Source organism: [Mycobacterium] fortunisiensis, from assembly GCF_019050325.1.
Taxonomy (GTDB): Bacteria; Actinomycetota; Actinomycetes; order Mycobacteriales; family Mycobacteriaceae; genus Mycobacterium; species Mycobacterium fortunisiensis.
Genome location: NZ_VOMB01000020.1, coordinates 285450 through 304297, shown reverse-complemented (window position 1 = coordinate 304297; position 18848 = coordinate 285450). Strand labels below are relative to the sequence as shown.

Sequence of the window (18848 nt, the reverse complement as noted above, 5' to 3'; positions counted from 1 at the left end):
GAAACGTACCGCGCCCTGCGCGCTGTGTCGGGCAAACACGCCGAATCGTCGAAAACCGCTCTGAACTGGGCAGGGTCGACCTCGTGGTGACCTCGAGGATCAGCCTTGCGGTACCAGGATCGAGAGGGAATCCGGCACCGCCGACACCGTCACCGGCAGGGCCGCCGCGAAATCTCCGTCGGCGTAGGCGTTGATGCCCGGGCATTCGACGTGGACAGTCCTGGCACGCCGGGTCGACACCTCGTCGAGATCGACGTGGGTGCCCTTGAAAACGGTGGGGAAGAGCCGGACCAAACGGGTGCGCGATGCCGAGGTGATCATGGTGACGTCGAGCAGACCGTCCGCATGGTCGGCCCCAGGACAGATCAGCATGCCGCCGCCGTAGCTGCGGGTGTTGCCGAACGCGGCCAGGGTGAGATCCGTTTGCATTTCCGGGCTGTCGTCGAAGGTCAGCCGGAACGGGAGCAACCGCAGTTTCGAGATCTCGGCGATCATCGCGAGGTTGTAGCGCATCCGGCCGTGCGGCCAGCGCATCCGGTTGGTCCGGTCGCTGACCAGCGAATCGAACCCGGCGGCCATCACGGTGCCGAACCACTTGACGGCGCCCGCCGTGTCCTCAATGCGCCCCAGATCGACGGTCTCGGTATGGCCGGTGACCACCACATCGGCGGCGGCCTCGGGATCGCCTGTCGGCAACCGGTATTCGCGGGCATGATCGTTGCCGGTGCCGGCCGGGATGATGCCCAGCGGGACATCGCCGCGGGCCAGGGATTGCAGCGCCAGCGAGATCACCCCGTCGCCGCCGACCACCACCAGGGCATCGGTGCCGGCCTCGAGCGCGTCGTCGACGAGCCTGCGGGCATGCGCGGCGTCGGTTCCCACGAGCTCGCAGACATCCACGCCGCGGCGCTGGAACTGGGCCACGGCCCGCTCGGCCGCGTGCGGTGCATTGCCGTGTCCGGACAGCGGGTTGGTCAGGACGGTGACACGCGAGATGGTCACGGAATCAGCTTGCCTGGGTTGAGGATTCCGGCCGGGTCGAGGGTGGCCTTGACCGCGCGCAGCACCTCGACCCCCAAATCGCCGATCTCGTCGCGCATCCACGGTCGATGGTCCGCGCCGACGGCATGGTGGTGGGTGATGGTGCCACCGGTGTGCACCATGGCTTCGGATGCGGCGGCCTTGGCCGTGCGCCACTGGTCGATCGGGTTGCCACGCTGGGCCGCCACCACCGTGAAGTACAGCGAGGCGCCGGTGGGGTACACATGCGAAATGTGGCACATCACGAGGGCGGGTGTGCCCGATTCGGTCAGTGACGTGGTCAGCGCTTCGGTGACGGCCGCTTTGAGTGCCAGCAGGTTGGACCAGGTGGTCGCGGTCTCCAGGGTTTCGCAGAGGGCCCCGGCCGCCAGGAGCGCATCGCGCAGGTAGGGCGCGCCGAATCGGCCCTGCTCCCAGGCGCGGGCCGGGGCTTCACCGAGTGAGGCGCCGCCATGCTGTTCGAGCACGGCGCGGGTCTCTGCGTGCCGGCTCTCGGCGTGCGCGGGGGTGCCCTCGAACAAAGTGATGGCCAGGCAACCGCCGGTGAGGCTCTGTTCGCCGATGCTCTCTGTGGTGGCCAGGTTCACCCCGGTCTCGGCCTCGTCGGACAGCCGGATCACCGTCGGCCCGGTGCCGGTCTGGGTGACGGCGCGCAGCGCCTGCGCGCCGGTGGCGAAATCGGGGAAAGACCAGGCCTCGTAGCGGGTGGTCGCGGGAATTGGGTGTACCCGGACCCGGACCCGGGTGATGACCCCGAAAACCCCCTCCGACCCCAGCAGCAGCTGGCGCAGGTCCGGCCCGGCCGCCGAGGCCGGGGCCCGGCCGAGGTCCAGCACCCCCGCGGGCGTGACGGCGCGCAGGCCGCGGACCATGTCGTCGAACCGCCCGTACCCGGCGGAATCCTGGCCCGAGGAGCGGGTGGCGGCGAACCCGCCGATGGTGGCGAACTGGAAGCTCTGCGGGAAGTGGCCGAGCGAGAAGCCCTGCGCGCCAAGCAGTTCCTCAGCTTGCGGCCCGGTGACCCCGGCGCCGAACTCGGCCTCACCGGCCACCTCGTCGAGCATGTGCAGCGCGTCGAAACGGCGTAGATCAAGGGTGACGACGGCGGCGAAACCGTCGCGCAGCGGGTCGAGTCCGCCCACCACGCTCGTTCCACCGCCGAAGGGCACCACTGCGATCCGGCGCTCGGTGCAATAGCGCAGGATTGCGGCGACCTCGCTCTCGGACCCGGGCAACAGCACCGCGTCGGATGCGTCCTGGGGTCCGGAATCCTTGCGGCGCAACAGGTCCAAGGTGGATTTTCCGCCGGCGTGCAGCAGTCGCGACATGGTGTCGATGCCGCAGTGCTGCGGGCCGACGATGGCCGACAGTGCCTCCCGGTCCTGCGCCGACAGTGCCGATGGCCGCAGCTGAACCTGCTCCGCCGGTAGCGGCGGGGTGGGCGCGGCCTCGATGCCGAGCGCCTGCTGCAGCAGTGTCCGGATGCCGTCGGACAGCGGCTTGGCCGCCTGCGGATCACCCCAGGCATCCCACGTCATCGGAGGCAGGTACTGTTCGGCGGGCTGCATCATGCGTTACAGTATTACATATGGTGTCAATCGGTAACGATGATGAGGCCGGCGAACCGGTCGCCGACCGGATCCTGGACGCAGCCGCCAGCTGCGTGCTGGCGTTCGGCGTGGACCGGGTGACGCTGGCCGAGATCGCCCGTCGGGCCGGTGTCAGCCGTCCCACGGTGTACCGGCGCTTCCCCGACACCCCGACGATCCTCGCCGCGTTGCTCACCGCCCGGATCGTGGGCGTACTCGACACCATCGAGAGCCGCGGCACGGGCCGTGTGACGCTGGTGGACCGCATCGTCACAGCGGCCGGCCGACTGCGTCAGGACGAGGTGATCATGGCGGTGCTGCACACCGCGCCGGAACTGGCGATGGTCTACATCGCCGAGCGGCTGGGCACCAGCCAGCAGATCCTCATCGACGCACTGGCCGGCCAACTCAAGCTGGCACAGGATGTTTCAGTGGACGACCGGGTTCGGGCGGGCGACCCACGCCAGCTGGCCACCATGTGTCTGCTCATCACCCAGTCGGCGATCCAGTCCGCGCAGATGGTCGAGTCCATCCTCGATTCCGAAGCATTGGCGACCGAACTCGCCCATGCGCTCAACGGATACCTGGCCCCATGATCGGCCCCACGGCGCTCAACCGCACGCGGCGCGCGACCGAACTCGCCGAAGTCGCCGACAGCGGCGGGCTCGACGTGATCGTCATCGGCGGCGGCATCACCGGCGCCGGGATCGCGCTGGACGCCGCCAGCCGCGGCCTCAGCGTGGCGCTGGTGGAACGGCATGATCTGGCCTTCGGTACCAGCCGGTGGAGCTCGAAGCTGGTCCACGGCGGGCTGCGCTACCTGGCCACCGGCAACATCGGGATCGCCCGGCGCAGCGCCATCGAGCGTGGAATCCTGATGACCCGCAACGCACCCCATCTCGTCAACGCCATGCCGCAACTTGTGCCGTTGCTGCCCGCCATGGGGCGTGCGTCGCGGGCCCTGGTGCGGACCGGGTTCGTGGCCGGCGACGGACTGCGCCGTCTCGCCGGCACCAGCGCGTCGGTCCTGCCACGCTCACGTCGCGTCGACGCCAAGCACGCCGTCGAACTTGCGCCCACGGTGCGCACCGACGGCCTCGACGGTGCATACCTGGCCTACGACGGCCAACTCATCGACGACGCCCGGCTGGTCACCGCGGTGGCCCGCACCGCCGCGCAGCACGGAGCCCGCATCCTGACCCGGGTCTCGGCCAGCGCGGCGGCGGCCTCCTCGGTGCTGCTCACCGACGAACTCACCGGGGACTCTTTCGCCGTCACCGCGCAGGTGGTGATCAATGCCGCGGGGGTGTGGGCCGGTGAGTTGGACCCGGCGATCAGGCTGCGGCCCAGCCGCGGCACACACCTGGTGTTCGATGCCGCCGCCTTCGGCAATCCCACTGCGGCACTGACCATCCCGATACCGGGGGAGTTGAACCGCTTCGTCTTCGCCATGCCCGAACAGTTGGGCCGGGTCTACTTGGGCCTGACCGACGAGGACGCACCCGGCCCGATTCCCGATGTGCCACAACCGACTCCGGGCGAGATCAACTTCCTGCTGGATACCGTGAACACCGCCTTGGCCATCGCTCTGAGCACCGCCGACGTCCGTGGCAGTTATGCCGGGCTGCGTCCGTTGATCGAGACCGGTGCCACCGACGGCAGGGGACCTGGCAGCACCGCCGACGTATCGCGTGAGCACGCGGTCGTGGAGTCGGCCAACGGCGTCATCAGCATCATCGGCGGGAAGCTCACCGAATACCGGTACATGGCCCAGGACGTTCTGGACCGCGCGCTGGCCGGCCGTGGACTCCGTGCCACGGGGTGCCGCACCGCCAGCCTGCCGCTCGTCGGCGCCCCGGACAATCCGGTTTCCGCCCTGCGATCCGACCAGCCGCTGCCGCCCTCGCTGGTGGCCCGGTACGGCGCCGAGGCGCCCAACGTGATCGCCCGCGCCCGGTGCGCCCGCCCGACCGCGCCCGTCGCCGAGGGCATCGACGTCATTCGGGCCGAATTCGAGCATGCCGTCACCCACGAGGGGGCGCTGTGCGCCGAGGACATTCTCGACCGGCGCACCCGCATCGGGCTGGTGGCCGCCGATCGTGACCGCGCCGCGCAGACCGCCGAGGAGATGATCGCCGAGTTCGGGGAAGTCGAGTAGTCGACTACGCATGGCCCGGCGGACCGGGCCGCGCACACTGACCAGCATGGCGAAGCGACTGGTGGTGTGCTGCGACGGCACCTGGAACACCCCTGACCAGAGAACCGACGGCAAGCCGACGCCGACGAACGTCGCCAAGCTGGCGCTGGGGTTGGCCCCGACCGGCGACGACGGCATGCCGCAGCGGTTGTTCTATCACCGTGGCGTGGGCACCGGCCGGTCCGGCCGGTTGCGCGGCGGGGCGTTCGGCGCCGGGCTGTTCCTGGATGTGCGCGACACCTACCGGTTTGTCGTACACAACTACCAACCCGGCGACGAACTGTTCTTCTTCGGGTTCAGTCGCGGGGCCTTCACCGCGCGCAGCACGGCGGGGTTGATCCGCAACTCGGGCGTGCTGCGCCAAGAGAATGCCGCTCAGATCGAACAGGCCTACGCGCTCTATCGCGACCACCACCCCGACACCGACCCGCGCAGCGTGGAGGCGGCGCTGTTCCGCAAGATGTACTCCCACGAACCCCGGATCCGGTTCATCGGCGTCTGGGACACCGTCGGCGCTTTGGGAATTCCACGGTTCGGCGGTCGGCTGGCCACCTGGTTCAACCGCCGCTACGAGTTTCACAACACCGCGCTGAGTTCCAAGGTCGACGAGGCGTATCAGGCACTGGCGATCGACGAACGGCGCGGACCGTTCGTCCCGGCGATCTGGTCCCAGTCGAAGCCGCGTCCGGCGGGGCAGCGACTCGAACAGGTCTGGTTCACCGGGTCGCACTGCGACATCGGTGGGGGCAACCCCGACCGCGGGCTCAGCGACATCACGTTGTGCTGGATGCTGGAGAAGGCCCGCAACGCCGGCCTGGCGTTTGTCGACGGCGCATTCGGGCTCGGGGAATACCGCGGGCCCGAGCCGGTGTCGACCGACGAGATCATCGAGGCCTATACCCGCATCAGGGTGAATCCGGCTGAGGCGCCCCGGGATTCACGCAAAGGCATCTACCGCTACCTGCGGACGTTCGATCGGGTGGGCGGCGCGGCCGAGCGCAGCAACGAATACATCGCCTCGACCGTGGACCCGTCGCGGCGCTCCCAGGAATGGTGGCGGGGGCCTGCCGACCGGGTTGAGAACGTCGAATGGCCAGTTATTGCACAGCATTTCGTTGAAAGCGTGCGATAACTGGCCATTCGAGCCGGCTGAGAACCTACAGCGGAATGTTCTTGTGGCGGCCGCGCCGGTGCGGAGCCTCGGCCAGCGCCTGAGTCAGCTTGCTGCGGGTGTGCGCCGGATCGATCTTCTCGTCGACCACGCCGATCTCGATCGCCGCATCCACCCCGCCGGCGATGCGCTCGTGCTCCAGCGCGAGTTCCTCGTGCAGAGCGTCACGCTCTGCGGGATCGTCGACGGCGGCCAGCTTGCGCTTGTGCAGGATGCCCACGGCGGCCTTGGCGCCCATCACGGCGACCTCGGCGTCCGGCCAGGCGAACACCTTGGTGGCGTTGAGCGACCGCGAGTTCATCGCGATGTAGGCGCCGCCGTAGATCTTGCGGGTCACCAGTGTGACGCGGGGGACCGAGGACTCACCGAAGGCGTGCAGCAGCTTGGCGCCGCGGCGCACCACGCCGCCCCACTCCTGATCCACGCCGGGCAGGTATCCCGGCACATCGACGACGACCACCAGCGGGATGCCGAACGCGTCGCACAGCCGCACGAAACGCGCCGACTTCTCGGCGCTTTCGGAGTTCAGGCAGCCGCCGAGGCGCAGCGGGTTGTTGGCGATCACGCCGACGGTGCGGCCGGCCAGCCGGCCCAGGCCCACGACGATCGACGGCGCCCATTTGGCCTGGAACTCCTCGAACGGCACGCCCTCGTCGAGCAGTGCCTCCACGATCGGGTGCACGTCGTAGGCGCGGCGGGCCGATTCGGGCATCAGGGCGGCCAGGTCGGTATCGCCGGCTTCGGCCTTGCTGCGGTCGAAATGTCCCTGCTGGCTGAACAGTCCGACCAGGCGACGGCCGCGCTCGTAGGCGTCGAGCTCGTCGTCGGCGACGATGTGGCACACGCCGGACTTCTTGTGGTGGGCGTCGGGGCCGCCGAGCGACACCATGTCGACGTCCTCACCGGTCACGCTGCGCACCACGTCGGGACCGGTGACGAAGACCTTGCTGTCCGGGGCCATGATGATCACGTCGGTCAGCGCCGGTCCGTAGGCCGCACCGCCGGCCGCGAAGCCGACGACCACCGAGATCTGCGGAATGTAGCCCGATGCCCGGATCATCGCCTCGAAGACCAGACCGACCGCGTGCAGCGCCTTGACGCCCTCGGCCAGCCGGGCACCGCCGGAGTGCCAGATCCCCACGATGGGGCTCTGCTCCTCGATGGCGGTGTCATACGCATTGACGATGTGCGCACAGCCCTCGATGCCCATGGCGCCACCCATCACGGTGCCGTCGGTGCAGAACGCCACCGTCCGGACACCGTTGACGGTGCCCGCCGCGGCCAGCACGCCGGACCGGTCCCGCTCGTGGAGCAGTTCGACGCTGCCGTCGTCGAAGAAGGTCTGCAGACGCAGCAGCGGGTCGCGCGGATCGAGCGATTCGGCGGCAGCCTCGGGGGCCATGATCGTCATGTAGGTCTCCTTTAGTGGAAAGTTCTGGAGTCTCAGTACTTTCCGAAGGCGAGCGCGACGTTGTGCCCACCGAATCCGAACGAATTGTTGATGGCGTACTTGAAATCACCCTGCCGCGGCTCGCCGGCCACCACGTCCAGATCGATCTCCGGATCGAGGTTCTGCAGGTTGCGTGTGGCGGGGATGATGCCGTCACGCAATGCCAGCACGGTGAGGATGGACTCCACCGCCCCGACCGCTCCCACCGAATGGCCGAGCGCCGCCTTGGGCGCATAGACCGCGGGCTTGTGGCCCACCATCGCGTTGTTGATCGCCTTGCCCTCGGCCACATCGCCGACGCTGGTGCCGGTGGCGTGTGCGTTGACGTGGTCGATGTCGCTGGGCTGCAGACCGGCCAGCTGGATGGCGCGGGTCATGGCGTAACCGGCCTGCTCGCCGTTGGGGTCCGGGGCCACGATGTGGTAGCCGTCCGAGGTCACGCTGGCGCCCATGAGCCGGCCCAAGATGTTGGCGCCGCGGGCCTTGGCGTGCTCTTCGGTCTCGATCACCATGAGGGCGCCGGCCTCGCCGAACACGAATCCGTTGCGATCCTTGTCGAAGGGCCTGCAGGCACCTTCGGGATCGTCGTTGGAGTTGGACAGCACGATGCGCATCTGCGCGAAGCCGGCAATTGGCACCGCTTCGATCTTGGTCTCGACCCCGCCGCAGATCGCCATGTCGGCCTCGCCGAGCACGATCTGACGCCAGGCGTTGGCGATGGCTTCCGAACCCGACGCGCAGGCCGAGATCGAGGTGCACACCCCGGCCTTGGCCTGGCGCTCGAGTCCGACGGCGGCCGCCGCACCGTTGGGCATGTACATCTGCACCACCAGCGGCGACACCGCCCGCAGGCCCTTGGACCGCATGCCGTCGTAGGCGAACACGAGCTCTTCGGTAGAGCCCAGACCGGTGCCCATCGACACCATCAGCCGACGGGCGTCGACCTCCGGGGAGCCGGCGTTGGCCCAAACCCGGCGGCCGAGCACCGTCGCCATCTTCTGCAAATATGACAGCCGACGCAGTTCGACTCGGGTCAGCTCGGAATCGAACTCCTCCAGGAGATGTCCACCGATACGAACCGGCAGGTCGTACTCCTCGACGAACGGATCCGTGAGTTTGCGGATGCCGCTCTGACCGTCGAGCAGCTTCTTCCAGGTGCTTTCAGCATCGGTTGCCAGCGCCGTTGACATGGCTACGCCGGTGACAACCACATTGGGAAGACCATTCCCAGTGGACAATCCCGCCATATTTACGGAGTTCTTCCTTCCGTGCTTTCCCTCGCCGTTACCTGTCGGACAAATTTGCCAGGCTCAGTACCGCCCAAAGGCCAGAGCCACATTGTGGCCACCGAATCCGAACGAGTTGTTGATGGCGTACTTGTAGTCGCCATAACGAGGCTCGCCTGCAACCACATCGAGATCGATCTCTGGATCCGGTGTCTCGTAGTTGAGTGTCGGGGGGATGACGCCGTCGCGCAGCGCGAGCACCGTCAGCACCGACTCCAGCGCACCGACCGCACCGATCGAGTGGCCGAGCGCCGACTTCGGTGCGTAGACCGCGGCGCTCTGACATCCGGCAACCCGGATGGCGTTGGCCTCGGCGGTGTCACCGATCGGGGTGGCCGTGCCGTGGGCATTGACATGGTCGATGTCCTTGGCGTCCAACCCGGCCGTCTCCAGCGCCCGCTTCATCGCGGCACCGGCGCGGACACCGTTGTCCGCCGGGGCCACCATGTGGAACGCGTCCGAGGTGATACCGGCACCCAACAGCCGAGCCAGCGGCTTGGCGCCACGGGCCAGGGCGTGCTCCTCGGTCTCGATGATCATCATCGCGCCGGCCTCGCCGAACACGAAGCCGTCACGATCCTTGTCGAACGGCCGAGACGCCGCCGCGGGATCGTCGTTGCGGGTCGACATGGCGCGCATCATCGAGAACGCCGCGATCGGCAGGGCCTCGATACCGCCTTCCACGCCGCCGACAACGGCGAAGTCCGCGTCACCCATGACGATCTGCCGCCAGCCGTGGGCAATGGCCTCAGATCCCGACGAACACGCCGACACCGGGGTGATGACCCCGGCGCGGGCGCCGAGTTCAAGACCGGCGACCGCGGCCGCGCCGTTGGGCATGATCATCTGAACGGCGAGCGGGCTGACCTTACGGATCCCGCCTTCGTTCATCGCGTCGTAGGTCTCGACGATCTTCTCGCCGCCGCCGAGACCGGTGCCGATCACGACCGCGAAACGATCCGGATCGACCTCGGGCGCACCCGCGTTCTTCCACAGCCGGCGAGCCAGCACCAACGACATGCGCTGCACGTAGGAGTTACGGCGCAGCTCGATGCGGGTGAGGTGACTGTCGATGTCGTCGACCAGGTGACCACCGATCCGCACCGGAAGGTCCCACTTGGTGACGAAGTCGTCGGTCAACTCATGGATGCCGCTTTCTCCGGCCAGCAGGCCCTTCCACGTGCTCTCGATGTCAGCAGCGAGCGCCGTGGTGGCCTCCACGGCGGTCACCACGACGTTCGGGAAGCCTCCGTTAGCAGTGGAAGGTTTGCTCATTCCGAGCCAAACTTCTCGCGCAGGGCAGCGGCGGCCTCGGGGTTCTCTTCCTCGAGCTTCTGGATGTAGGAGACGACGTCACCGACGGTGCGCAGGCCGGCCAGATCCTCGTCGGGGATCTTGACGCCGTACTTGTCCTCGGTCTGCACCGCGATCTCGACCATCGACAGCGAGTCGATGTCCAGGTCGTCGACGAACGACTTCTCCGGGGTCACCTCGGACGGCTCGATGCCGGTGACCTCTTCGATGATCTCGGCGAGACCGGCGATGATTTCTTCCTGACTGGCGGCCACAATGGCTCCTTCTTGTTGTTGATGCCGTCCTCCGGGTGCGGAAGACGATTCGGGACGACCGGATGTTGTGCGGTATTCGGTTGTCGTTCTCGGTTGGCGTCGGGCCTACAGCTCGCCCAAGCCGTCCAGGTCTGCGGGGGCTTTAATAGCCCTGGCCGGCGTGCCCCTCAATTCGCGTTTGGCGATACCGACCAGGGTGCCCGCCGGTGGGAACTCGACGATCCCGGCGCGCTCGGCGGCGGAGAAACGGTCCCGCATGGTGGCGGTGCACAGATCCCAGCGCACCGGCTTGGTCAGCTGGGAGACGAGCTTGTCCATCGCATCGGCGGCCGACGCGACCGGCCGGCCGTCCGCGTTCGACAGAAGTGTCGCGGTGGGCTCGCAGGTCGTTACAGCCGCGGCGGCTGCGGCGTACCCGTCCAGCGCGGAAGCCATGTAGTGAGTGTGGAACGCGCCCGCGGTGGCCAGCTGACGGACCCGGGCCTTGGCCGGCGGATCCTCGGCGAGCTTCTCCAGCGCCGCGATCGCGCCGGCGGCCACGATCTGGCCGGCGGCGTTGCGGTTGGCCGGGACCAGGTCCAGAGACTCCAACCGGGCCAAAACCTCGGCCTCGTCGCCGCCCAGCACCGCCGACATGCCGGTCGGCTCGACCGCGCAGGCCTTGGCCATCTCGGCACCGCGGGTGGCGGCCAGCTTGACCGCATCGTCGGCGGAGATGACACCGGCGATGGCGTAGGCAGCGATCTCGCCCACGGAGTGGCCGGCGACCAGCGTCTCGGCCGTCTCGGGCAGGCCACGCTTGGCCAGTTCCTCATAGGCCAGCAGCGTGGCGGCCACCACCAGGGGCTGGGTCACCGCGGTGTCGGTGATCTCCTCGGCGGTGGCAGTGGTTCCGAGCCGGGCCAGGTCCAGGCCGCTGATCTGCGACCACGTGGCAAGGCGATCGGCGGCGCCGGGCAGCTCCAGCCAGGGGGCGAGCATGCCGGGCGTCTGCGACCCCTGTCCAGGGGCGAGCAATGCGAGCACGGGTTGAGGCACGTCATTAAGAGAACACTGTGAAGATGGTTTTGTGGGGTGTAAGAGATTATGAACCTTGTCTTATGTTTTTGTAGGTTCCCCACAAAAGCGCATGTGATGCGACGTTCCCTATATCTCAGCGAAACCTGTCACAGCGGCTCCGAGCCCGGCCTCAAGGCCGTCGGTCGGCCGATATGTGCCGGGCGAATCGCCGGGCTGGCCTGGGTTACCCCATTTGGCGTCTTCGCCTGGTATGGCTGCTTCCCGAGCCTGCCCACCGTCGACGCCACCCGCAATACATAGGCGTCCCGCGGCAGCGCCGGATCGCGACCGGTGAAGTCGGCGATCCGTTTTAGCCGGTAGCGAACCGTGTTTGGATGAACGAACAATTTGCGGGCGCACGCTTCGATGGCGCCACCGGAATCCAGGAACGCGTCGAGGGTCTCGGTCAGGGCCGGGCCCGCGTCGGCCAGCGGTCGCATGACCTCGCTCTCCAGGGCCGCGACCGCCGTCGCATCACCCAGCAGCGCCCGTTCGGGCAGCAGCTCGCGCGCCGATACCGGCCGCGGCGCCCCGGGCCACCCGGCCACCGCGTTCATCCCCGAGATCGCCTCGGTGGCGCTGCGGTGCGCAGCGGTCAGGGTCGGCGACGTCGGCCCGATCACCACCGGCCCCTCGGCGAAGACCGACAACAGGTCCACCAGGAACCGGTCGGTCGCCGAGAGCGGACCCGACACGATCGCGACCAGCCACGTACCGTGCACATCCGACAACGCCGCCCGGTCGTGGCGCTTCACCACGTCGTGGATGTCCTCGCGGGCCAGGTCCAGCCGATCGGGGCGGGGCAGGCCCACGATCACCGTGGCCGGCGCGGTGGCAACCCAGTTCAATGCCGCGGCCTGGGACTGCAATTCGGGCCCGGTGTCGCCGCGGACCACCGCGTCCACGACATTGGCCTCCATCCGCAGATCCCACGCCCCGCGGGCCTCGGCCTGGTCGGCATAGGCGCTGGCCGCCGCGAACGCCAGGTCCCGGCTGTAGCGCAAGATGCCCGCGGTCAGGGCGTTGAGCTGCTCCTCGGAGCGGGCCAGCAGCGGCACCACCTCCTCGAAGAACTCCATCGAGGTACGCACCATCTCGACCGACTGCCGCAGCGCGATGCGCCGCCGTAGGTCCTGCGGCACCACCTCGAAGGCCTGCGCGGTATAGCTGACGTCGCTGGCCGGGTCCCGCATCCACTCGACGAAGTTGACCACGGCGGTCTGCACCACCAACTGGACGCTGGCCCGCTGTGACGCGTCGAGGTCGGAGAAGAAATCCAGGCGCTCGGCCATGGCGTGCACCGCCTCGGTGGCCAGCCGGCCGGAATACTGCTTCAACCGGCGCAACACGGAGTCCGGCACGCTTTCGAGGACCTCGACGGTCGACTTGGGCGGCACGAACCGGTTGTTGTCGGGCATCCCTAAAAGCTACGCCTACTTTCTGGTGGATTCCTCCAACCGAGCGGCCGCCTGGGTGCCCAAGCGGCCGCTCGCCGGAGAACCTAGGCGCTGCCGGTGTCGACGTAGGACACCGCGGCGGCGTACACGTCGTCGATCTTGTACTGCTGGGCCGCCGCGATGGCCACCGACGGATCGATCTCGCCGTCCCGCGCCAGCCCCTCCAGCACCGCCACCACGACCGACTCGGCATCGGTGTTGAAGAAGCGCCGAGCGGCGGGTCGGGTGTCGGAGAAACCGAAACCGTCGGTGCCGAGCGTGATGTAGGTGCCCGGGACCCACTGCCGGATCTGTTCGGGGACCGCACGCATCCAGTCCGACACCGCCACCACCGGCCCGGCCGCGTCGGCCAGGGCGGCGGTCACGTGCGGGGTGCGGGGCGCCTGATCGGGGTGACGCAGCCGGTGCTTCTCGATCTCGACACCTTCGCGGTTGAGCTCGCCCCAGCTGGTCACCGACCAGACATCGGCGGCCACATCCCACTGGGTTGCCAGCATGTCCGCCGCCCGCAGCGCCTCGGGCATCGACACCCCCGACGCCAGGATCTGGGCGGTGTTCGTCCGCGCCTCGGGCGCCCGGCGATACCGGTACATGCCGCGCAACAGCGCCTCGACGTTCAGATCGGCCGGCTCGGCCGGCTGCACGTAGGGCTCGTTGTAGATCGTCATGTAGAAGAACACGTTCTCCGGGTGCTCGCCGTACATCCGCTGCAGACCGCTCTCGATGATGTGGGCGATCTCGTAGGCGAATGCCGGGTCATAGGTCACCGCAGCCGGATTGGTCGAGGCCAGCAGCAGGGAATGACCGTCGGCGTGCTGCAGCCCCTCACCGGTCAGCGTGGTGCGCCCGGCGGTGGCGCCCAGCACGAAGCCCCGCGCCATCTGGTCGGCGGCGGCCCACAGGCCGTCGCCGGTGCGCTGGAACCCGAACATCGAATAGAAGATGTAGATCGGGATCATCGGCTCGTTGTGCGTCGAGTAGGACGTGCCGACCGAGGTGAACGACGCGGTCGACCCGGCCTCGTTGATGCCCTCGTGCAGGATCTGCCCGACTTCGGATTCCTTGTAGGCCAACATCAATTCGGAGTCCACCGATGTGTACAGCTGCCCGTTGCGGTTGTAGATCTTCAGGCTCGGGAACCACGAGTCCATCCCGAAGGTGCGCGCCTCGTCCGGGATGATCGGCACCAGACGCGGACCGATGTTCTTGTCCCGCAACAGTTCCTTGAACGTGCGTACCGTGGCCATGGTGGTCGCCACGGACTGCTGGCCGGACCCCTTCTTCAGGGCCTGGTAGGTGTCGGAGCCGGGCAGCGGCAACGGGGTGCTCTTGGTGCGTCGCGACGGGACGAAACCGCCCAGCGCGCGGCGCCGGTCCAACAGGTACCGGATCTCGGGCGTCTCCGGGCCCGGGTGGTAGTACGGCGGCAGGTAGGGGTCCTCTTCCAGCTGGGCGTCGGAGATGGGCACCCGGGTGACGTCGCGGAAATCCTTGAGGTCTTGCAGCGCAAGCTTTTTCATCTGGTGGGTGGCGTTGCGGCCCTCGAAGTGGCTGCCCAGCGTGTAGCCCTTGATGGTCTTGGCCAGGATGATGGTCGGCTGGCCCTTGTGCTCCATCGCGGCGCGGTAGGCGGCGTACACCTTGCGGTAGTCGTGACCGCCGCGCTTGAGGTTCCAGATCTCCTGATCGGTCATCGGCTCGACCAGCGCCTTGGTGCGCGGGTCGCGGCCGAAGAAGTGGTCGCGCACGTAGGCGCCGTCGTTGGCCTTGTAGGTCTGGTAATCACCGTCGGGCGTGGTGTTCATCAAGTTGACCAGGGCGCCGTCGCGGTCGGCGTGCAGCAGGGCGTCCCACTCGCGGCCCCACACCACCTTGATCACGTTCCAGCCCGCGCCGCGGAAGAACGACTCCAGCTCCTGGATGATCTTGCCGTTGCCGCGCACCGGGCCGTCCAGGCGCTGCAGGTTGCAGTTGACGACGAAGGTCAGGTTGTCCAAGGCCTCGTTGGCGGCCACCTGGATCAGGCCGCGGCTCTCGGGCTCGTCCATCTCGCCGTCGCCGAGGAACGCCCACACGTGCTGATCGGAGGTGTCTTTGATGCCGCGGTCGTGCAGGTAGTGGTTGAACCGGGCCTGGTAGATCGCGTTCATCGGGCCCAGGCCCATCGACACCGTGGGGAACTCCCAGAAGTCGGGCATCAGGCGCGGGTGCGGGTAGGACGGCAGGCCGCCGCCGGGGTGGCTGTGCTCCTGGCGGAAACCATCCAGTTGGTCGGTCGTCAGCCGGCCTTCGAGGAAGGCGCGGGCGTAGATGCCGGGGGAGGCGTGGCCCTGGATGAAGACCTGGTCGCCGCCGCCCGGATGGGACTTGCCGCGGAAGAAGTGGTTGAACCCGACCTCGTAGAGCGACGCCGACGAGGCGTAGGTCGAAATATGCCCACCCACACCGACTCCCGGCCGCTGCGCACGGTGCACCATGATGGCCGCGTTCCAGCGGATCCAGGCCCGGTAGCGGCGCTCGGTGTCCTCGTCACCCGGGAACCAGGGTTCGAGTTCGGTCGGGATGGTATTGACGTAATCGGTTGAGGTCAGCGCCGGGATCGCTACCCGCTTCTCGCGGGAGCGCTCCAACAGGCGCAGCATCAGATAGCGGGCCCGGGCCGGGCCGGACCGTTCGAGCAGTTCATCGAACGATTCGAGCCACTCACTGGTCTCGTCGGTGTCGATGTCGGGCAGATACGAGGCGACCCCCTCGCGAATCACCCTGACCCGGTCGGGTTCTGCTGCGGGGGAGGAGTTTTGAGCCAGATCCTGGCGCACGAACTCGGTAGTCAACTTCCGCTCCTTGTTAGGCGGTAACAACTGATAGTGCTTGTGGCACTCCTATCGTCCACCTATCCTGCCGTCCCCGGCGCGCTGGGGGGTGGCGTGCGCAAGTTACCCATCAGTCGCTTTGTGAACCGGTAACGTCTGCAGATCGTGCCGGTTGATGGGCAGTTTGGGGCAAAGGCGCGGATCGCCGCACGTGTTGTGGGGGGCGCCGCGGTGATCGCCATGGTCGTGGTCGGGTGTTCGTCTGTTACCGGGGGTACCGCCGAGGTGGATCCCACTGCGGCTCCCGTGTATCGGGCCTCGGTGTCGGCCTCGATCGCGGAGTCCTCGGCCAGCTCGGTGACCCGGGAATCCGAACGCCAGGCTTCGCTGACCACCCGGGCCGTGCACACGGTGTGCGAGGACCTCAGCACCTCGGCCGTCGACGCGGTGGACGCGGTCAACGGTTACGTCGACGCGGTGAACAAGGGTGGGGACACCGCCGCCAAGGCCGGCCCGGCGATCGACGGCCTCAACCGCAGTGCCGACCTGGTCAGCGCCGGTCTGTCCGACGCGCTGTCACCGGACCTGCGGTCCGCGCTGACCGAATGGATCGACTCGGCCCGGGCGCTGGTGGCAGCCATCTCCAGCCATGCCGGCCCGGACGCCTTCAACGCGGCCTCGCAGCGTTCGAACACCGCCCGAGAGAATGCGCTGAATCGGTGCGATGCCGCGTACTGACCGGGCCACTGAGCGGCGACTCGACGAACACCGACCCGCCGGGCGCCCGCGCAGGTGCACCGGCGTGCGACGATAGGGAAATACGCAGTCTTGAGACAGGCTCTGAGGAAGGTTAAGGAGGACCGACGGTGGTCGCGGCGGCGGGGACGGACTCTAGCCCGAACTACGCCCACATACTGGGCATCCAGAAAGATCAAATAGTCCAGGAATTGGGCTGGGACGAGGACAGCGACGACGACATCCGGGCCGACATCGAGGAAGCCTGCGGCTCCGAGCTGATCGACGAGGATTCGGACGAGGTTGTCGACGTGGTTCTGCTCTGGTGGCGGAACGACGACGGAGATCTCGTCGACCGGCTGATGGACGCCATCACCCCACTCGCCGAGGACGGCGTGATCTGGGTGGTGACCCCCAAGACGGGCAAGCCCGGGCACGTGCTGCCCGCCGAGATCGCCGAATCGGCGCCGACGGCCGGGCTGATGCAGACCTCGTCGGCGAAATTGGGGGACTGGACGGCGAGCCGGTTGGTGCAGCCGAAATCCAAAGCTGCGGGCAAGCGTGGATAGTGCTCGCCGTAGGTAGCCCGGCACCCGATTTCACCCTGCGGAACCAGAACGGCAGGCCGGTCACCCTCAGCGGGTATCGCGGCGCCAAGGACGTGCTGCTGGTGTTCTTCCCGCTGGCGTTCACCGGCGTGTGTGAGGGCGAGCTGGGCGAGATCCGCGATCAGCTGCCGCGCTACGAGAACGACGACACCGCCGTCCTGGCGATCTCCGTCGGCCCGCCGCCGACGCACCGGATCTGGTCCATCGAAAGCGGATTCACGTTCCCGGTGCTGTCGGACTTCTGGCCGCACGGCGCCGTCACCCAGGCCTACGGGGTGTTCAACTTCGACCTCGGATACCCCAACCGGGGGACCTTCGTGGTCGACCGGGCCGGGCAGATCCGGTTCGCCGAGATGACCGACCCGGGTATGCCACGGGATCAGGCGGTGTGGCAGGCGGCATTGGCGGCACTGAAAGCCTGAGCGGGCCTGGATTTCCGGTCACGCCGCCTCGGCGTGTACCGTGCCTGCGACGGGGCGCGTAGCTCAGTGGTAGAGCTCTGGTTTTACACACCAGCGGTCGGCGGTTCGATACCGTCCGCGCCCACCAAAGTCATTGCAGGTGACCTCGACATCATCCGTGACAGTGCAGGTCGACATAGACCGTGGTGTACCGGGTCTGGTTGCCCACCTGGCCCTGCGGGCCACGGATCACCCAATTGTTTTTGACGTCGTGACCCTGGCGCACATTGGTGACGTTGCACTTGTCCAGCGACCCGTTGCCGACCTTGCTGAGGATGACGTTGTTGCCGTCGGCCTGCAGCCTGTCGATGGTTTCCTGTGCGGACGGGCCCGACGGTGCAGCGAAGGCTGGAGCGGCGAGCATCAGCCCGACGGCGGCCGCCCCGCCGGCGATCGCCACAGCGCATTTCATTCCCTTATACGGTGACCCCTTCATCGGTGGTGACACCACCTTTCGGTATATCGGAGATTTCTGTCAGTCTATGCTTGCGCGGCGCCGATATCGACAATCTGATATGAAAATATGCGAATTCACAGATTGTCATGCATTGCAAATTCCCAGAAATTTGAAGTTCAATTCATAGGAGCCGCAGAGAAAACAATTACTTCGGACATGTGCGCGCTTGATGAGGCCTTGATGAGGCTCTGACAATGCGGATCGGCGAGCCGCGTCATTCTCCCGGACGCAGGACGTACCCGACCCCGCGGACGGTGTGGATCATAGGGGCGCGGCCCGTGTCGATCTTCTTCCGTAGGTAGGAGATGTAGAGGTCGACGACGCTGGCCCGGCCGCCGTACGCGTAGTTCCACACCCGGTCCAGGATCTCGGCGCGGCTGAGCACCCGGCGCGGGTTGCGCATCAGATAGCGCAACAGCTCGAATTCGGTGGCGGTCAACATCACCGGCACGCCGTCGCGCACCACCTCCCGGCTGACGCCGTCGAGCACCAGCCCACCCACCTGCAGCGTCTCGAATTCCGGCGCGGCCACGTCACCGGAACGTCGCAGCAGGCTGCGCAGCCGCGCGACCAGCTCCTCGAGGCTGAATGGCTTGGCCATGTAGTCGTCGGCACCCACCGTCAGCCCCGGCGTGCGGTCCAGGACCGAATCGCGCCCGGTGAGGAACAAGGTGGGCGTATAGCCGTCGGATTCCCGGACCCGCTGCAGGATTTCCAGACCGTCGACATCGGGCAGCATGACATCGAGCACGACGACGTCCGGGGCGGTCTCATCGAAACTCGCGACCGCCTCGCGCCCGGTGTGAGCGACCTCGATGTCCCAGCCCTCGTAGTGCACGGCCATCTTCACCAGGTTGGTCAGCGCCGGCTCGTCGTCCACCAGCAGCACCCGGATGGGTGAGCCGTCGGTGCGCTGAATTCGCGGCTGAAGGTGCGCCGTGGTCATAATTCCATTT

Annotated in this window: 17 protein-coding genes and 1 tRNA gene; 7 read left to right on the top strand and 11 right to left on the bottom strand. The window is 67.6% G+C overall.

The genetic code is table 11. From position 1 onward, the window contains the following. Nucleotides 1-99: 99 nt before the first annotated feature. Together FR943_RS17460 and FR943_RS17455 are read right to left on the bottom strand one after the other, a co-directional pair. Nucleotides 100-996, bottom strand: a complete 897-nt coding sequence (locus tag FR943_RS17460) for a diacylglycerol kinase (protein ID WP_217159712.1) — start codon at nt 994-996, stop codon at nt 100-102. Nucleotides 997-998: 2 nt separating this feature from the next. Then, complete coding sequence (locus FR943_RS17455; protein WP_217159713.1) at nt 999-2579, bottom strand: FAD-binding oxidoreductase; 1581 nt, start codon at nt 2577-2579, stop codon at nt 999-1001. Between the two features lie 50 nt (nt 2580-2629). On the opposite strand from FR943_RS17455, the gene FR943_RS17450 reads away from it, so the two are divergent. Genes FR943_RS17450 through FR943_RS17440 form a run of 3 tightly spaced genes read left to right on the top strand, consistent with a single transcriptional unit; the run spans nt 2630 to nt 5959 of the window. Next, the gene (locus FR943_RS17450) at nt 2630-3226 is read left to right on the top strand and encodes a TetR/AcrR family transcriptional regulator (RefSeq protein WP_217159439.1); all 597 of its coding nucleotides are present in this window, start codon (nt 2630-2632) and stop codon (nt 3224-3226) included. Then, a complete protein-coding gene (locus tag FR943_RS17445) occupies nt 3223-4788 on the top strand; it encodes a glycerol-3-phosphate dehydrogenase/oxidase (RefSeq protein ID WP_217159438.1) in 1566 nt (521 codons plus the stop codon). Before FR943_RS17450 ends, FR943_RS17445 begins: the two co-directional genes overlap by 4 nt. A gap of 46 nt (nt 4789-4834) precedes the next feature. Beyond that, nucleotides 4835-5959: a T6SS phospholipase effector Tle1-like catalytic domain-containing protein gene (locus tag FR943_RS17440; RefSeq protein ID WP_217159436.1), complete on the top strand. Its 1125-nt coding sequence runs from the start codon at nt 4835-4837 to the stop codon at nt 5957-5959. A 25-nt stretch (nt 5960-5984) separates the two neighbouring features. On the opposite strand, the gene FR943_RS17435 is transcribed toward FR943_RS17440, so the two are convergent. The 7 genes from FR943_RS17435 to aceE all read right to left on the bottom strand — a co-directional run bounded on the left by FR943_RS17435 (nt 5985) and on the right by aceE (nt 15652). Continuing rightward, nucleotides 5985-7409 (bottom strand): acyl-CoA carboxylase subunit beta, encoded by a 1425-nt coding sequence (locus FR943_RS17435; RefSeq protein ID WP_217159434.1) that lies wholly within the window; start codon nt 7407-7409, stop codon nt 5985-5987. Nucleotides 7410-7441: 32 nt separating this feature from the next. Continuing rightward, nucleotides 7442-8695 (bottom strand): 3-oxoacyl-ACP synthase KasB, encoded by a 1254-nt coding sequence (gene kasB / locus FR943_RS17430; RefSeq protein WP_217159432.1) that lies wholly within the window; start codon nt 8693-8695, stop codon nt 7442-7444. Nucleotides 8696-8758: 63 nt separating this feature from the next. Next, nucleotides 8759-10009 carry a 3-oxoacyl-ACP synthase KasA gene (gene kasA, locus FR943_RS17425; RefSeq protein WP_217159430.1) on the bottom strand — a complete coding sequence of 417 codons (1251 nt, stop codon included), beginning with the start codon at nt 10007-10009 and terminating at the stop codon, nt 8759-8761. After that, on the bottom strand, nt 10006-10302 hold the full coding sequence (gene acpM / locus FR943_RS17420) for a meromycolate extension acyl carrier protein AcpM (RefSeq protein ID WP_003884427.1): 297 nt from the start codon (nt 10300-10302) through the stop codon (nt 10006-10008). Before acpM ends, kasA begins: the two co-directional genes overlap by 4 nt. Nucleotides 10303-10407: 105 nt before the next feature. Next, complete coding sequence (locus FR943_RS17415) at nt 10408-11328, bottom strand: ACP S-malonyltransferase (RefSeq protein ID WP_217159711.1); 921 nt, start codon at nt 11326-11328, stop codon at nt 10408-10410. Between the two features lie 140 nt (nt 11329-11468). After that, nucleotides 11469-12779: a PucR family transcriptional regulator gene (locus FR943_RS17410; RefSeq protein ID WP_217159428.1), complete on the bottom strand. Its 1311-nt coding sequence runs from the start codon at nt 12777-12779 to the stop codon at nt 11469-11471. Nucleotides 12780-12862: 83 nt separating this feature from the next. After that, entirely contained in the window at nt 12863-15652 is a 2790-nt protein-coding gene (gene aceE / locus FR943_RS17405; RefSeq protein ID WP_217159427.1) for a pyruvate dehydrogenase (acetyl-transferring), homodimeric type, read from the bottom strand. A gap of 219 nt (nt 15653-15871) precedes the next feature. Here aceE and FR943_RS17400 point away from each other — a divergent pair, with 219 nt between their 5' ends. The 4 genes from FR943_RS17400 (at nt 15872) to FR943_RS17385 (ending at nt 17523) form a co-directional block, all read left to right on the top strand. Continuing rightward, nucleotides 15872-16369: an Rv2240c family protein gene (locus FR943_RS17400; protein ID WP_217159710.1), complete on the top strand. Its 498-nt coding sequence runs from the start codon at nt 15872-15874 to the stop codon at nt 16367-16369. Between the two features lie 128 nt (nt 16370-16497). Continuing rightward, complete coding sequence (locus tag FR943_RS17395) at nt 16498-16935, top strand: DUF3052 domain-containing protein (RefSeq protein ID WP_217159425.1); 438 nt, start codon at nt 16498-16500, stop codon at nt 16933-16935. Continuing rightward, nucleotides 16935-17396 (top strand): peroxiredoxin, encoded by a 462-nt coding sequence (locus FR943_RS17390; RefSeq protein WP_217159423.1) that lies wholly within the window; start codon nt 16935-16937, stop codon nt 17394-17396. The genes FR943_RS17395 and FR943_RS17390 overlap by 1 nt, the downstream gene beginning before the upstream one ends. 52 nt (nt 17397-17448) lie before the next feature. Continuing rightward, nucleotides 17449-17523: transfer RNA gene (locus FR943_RS17385), tRNA-Val, on the top strand. 24 nt (nt 17524-17547) lie between these two features. On the opposite strand, the gene FR943_RS17380 is transcribed toward FR943_RS17385, so the two are convergent. After that, nucleotides 17548-17847, bottom strand: a complete 300-nt coding sequence (locus FR943_RS17380) for a hypothetical protein (protein ID WP_246585077.1) — start codon at nt 17845-17847, stop codon at nt 17548-17550. A 259-nt stretch (nt 17848-18106) separates the two neighbouring features. Further along, a complete protein-coding gene (locus tag FR943_RS17375) occupies nt 18107-18838 on the bottom strand; it encodes a response regulator transcription factor (RefSeq protein ID WP_217159421.1) in 732 nt (243 codons plus the stop codon). Between the last annotated feature and the right edge of the window lie 10 nt (nt 18839-18848).

Bases quoted from the DNA above. Each gene is read 5' to 3' on its own strand.
- FR943_RS17455 (WP_217159713.1), bottom strand. From the start codon at position 2,579: ATGACGTGGGATGCCTGGGGTGATCCGCAGGCGGCCAAGCCGCTGTCC.
- FR943_RS17450 (WP_217159439.1), top strand. From the start codon at position 2,630: ATGGTGTCAATCGGTAACGATGATGAGGCCGGCGAACCGGTCGCCGAC.
- FR943_RS17445 (WP_217159438.1), top strand. From the start codon at position 3,223: ATGATCGGCCCCACGGCGCTCAACCGCACGCGGCGCGCGACCGAACTC.
- FR943_RS17440 (WP_217159436.1), top strand. From the start codon at position 4,835: ATGGCGAAGCGACTGGTGGTGTGCTGCGACGGCACCTGGAACACCCCT.
- FR943_RS17435 (WP_217159434.1), bottom strand. From the start codon at position 7,409: ATGACGATCATGGCCCCCGAGGCTGCCGCCGAATCGCTCGATCCGCGC.
- kasB (WP_217159432.1), bottom strand. From the start codon at position 8,695: ATGGCGGGATTGTCCACTGGGAATGGTCTTCCCAATGTGGTTGTCACC.
- kasA (WP_217159430.1), bottom strand. From the start codon at position 10,009: ATGAGCAAACCTTCCACTGCTAACGGAGGCTTCCCGAACGTCGTGGTG.
- FR943_RS17410 (WP_217159428.1), bottom strand. From the start codon at position 12,779: ATGCCCGACAACAACCGGTTCGTGCCGCCCAAGTCGACCGTCGAGGTC.
- FR943_RS17400 (WP_217159710.1), top strand. From the start codon at position 15,872: ATGGTCGTGGTCGGGTGTTCGTCTGTTACCGGGGGTACCGCCGAGGTG.
- FR943_RS17380 (WP_246585077.1), bottom strand. From the start codon at position 17,847: ATGAAATGCGCTGTGGCGATCGCCGGCGGGGCGGCCGCCGTCGGGCTG.
- FR943_RS17375 (WP_217159421.1), bottom strand. From the start codon at position 18,838: ATGACCACGGCGCACCTTCAGCCGCGAATTCAGCGCACCGACGGCTCA.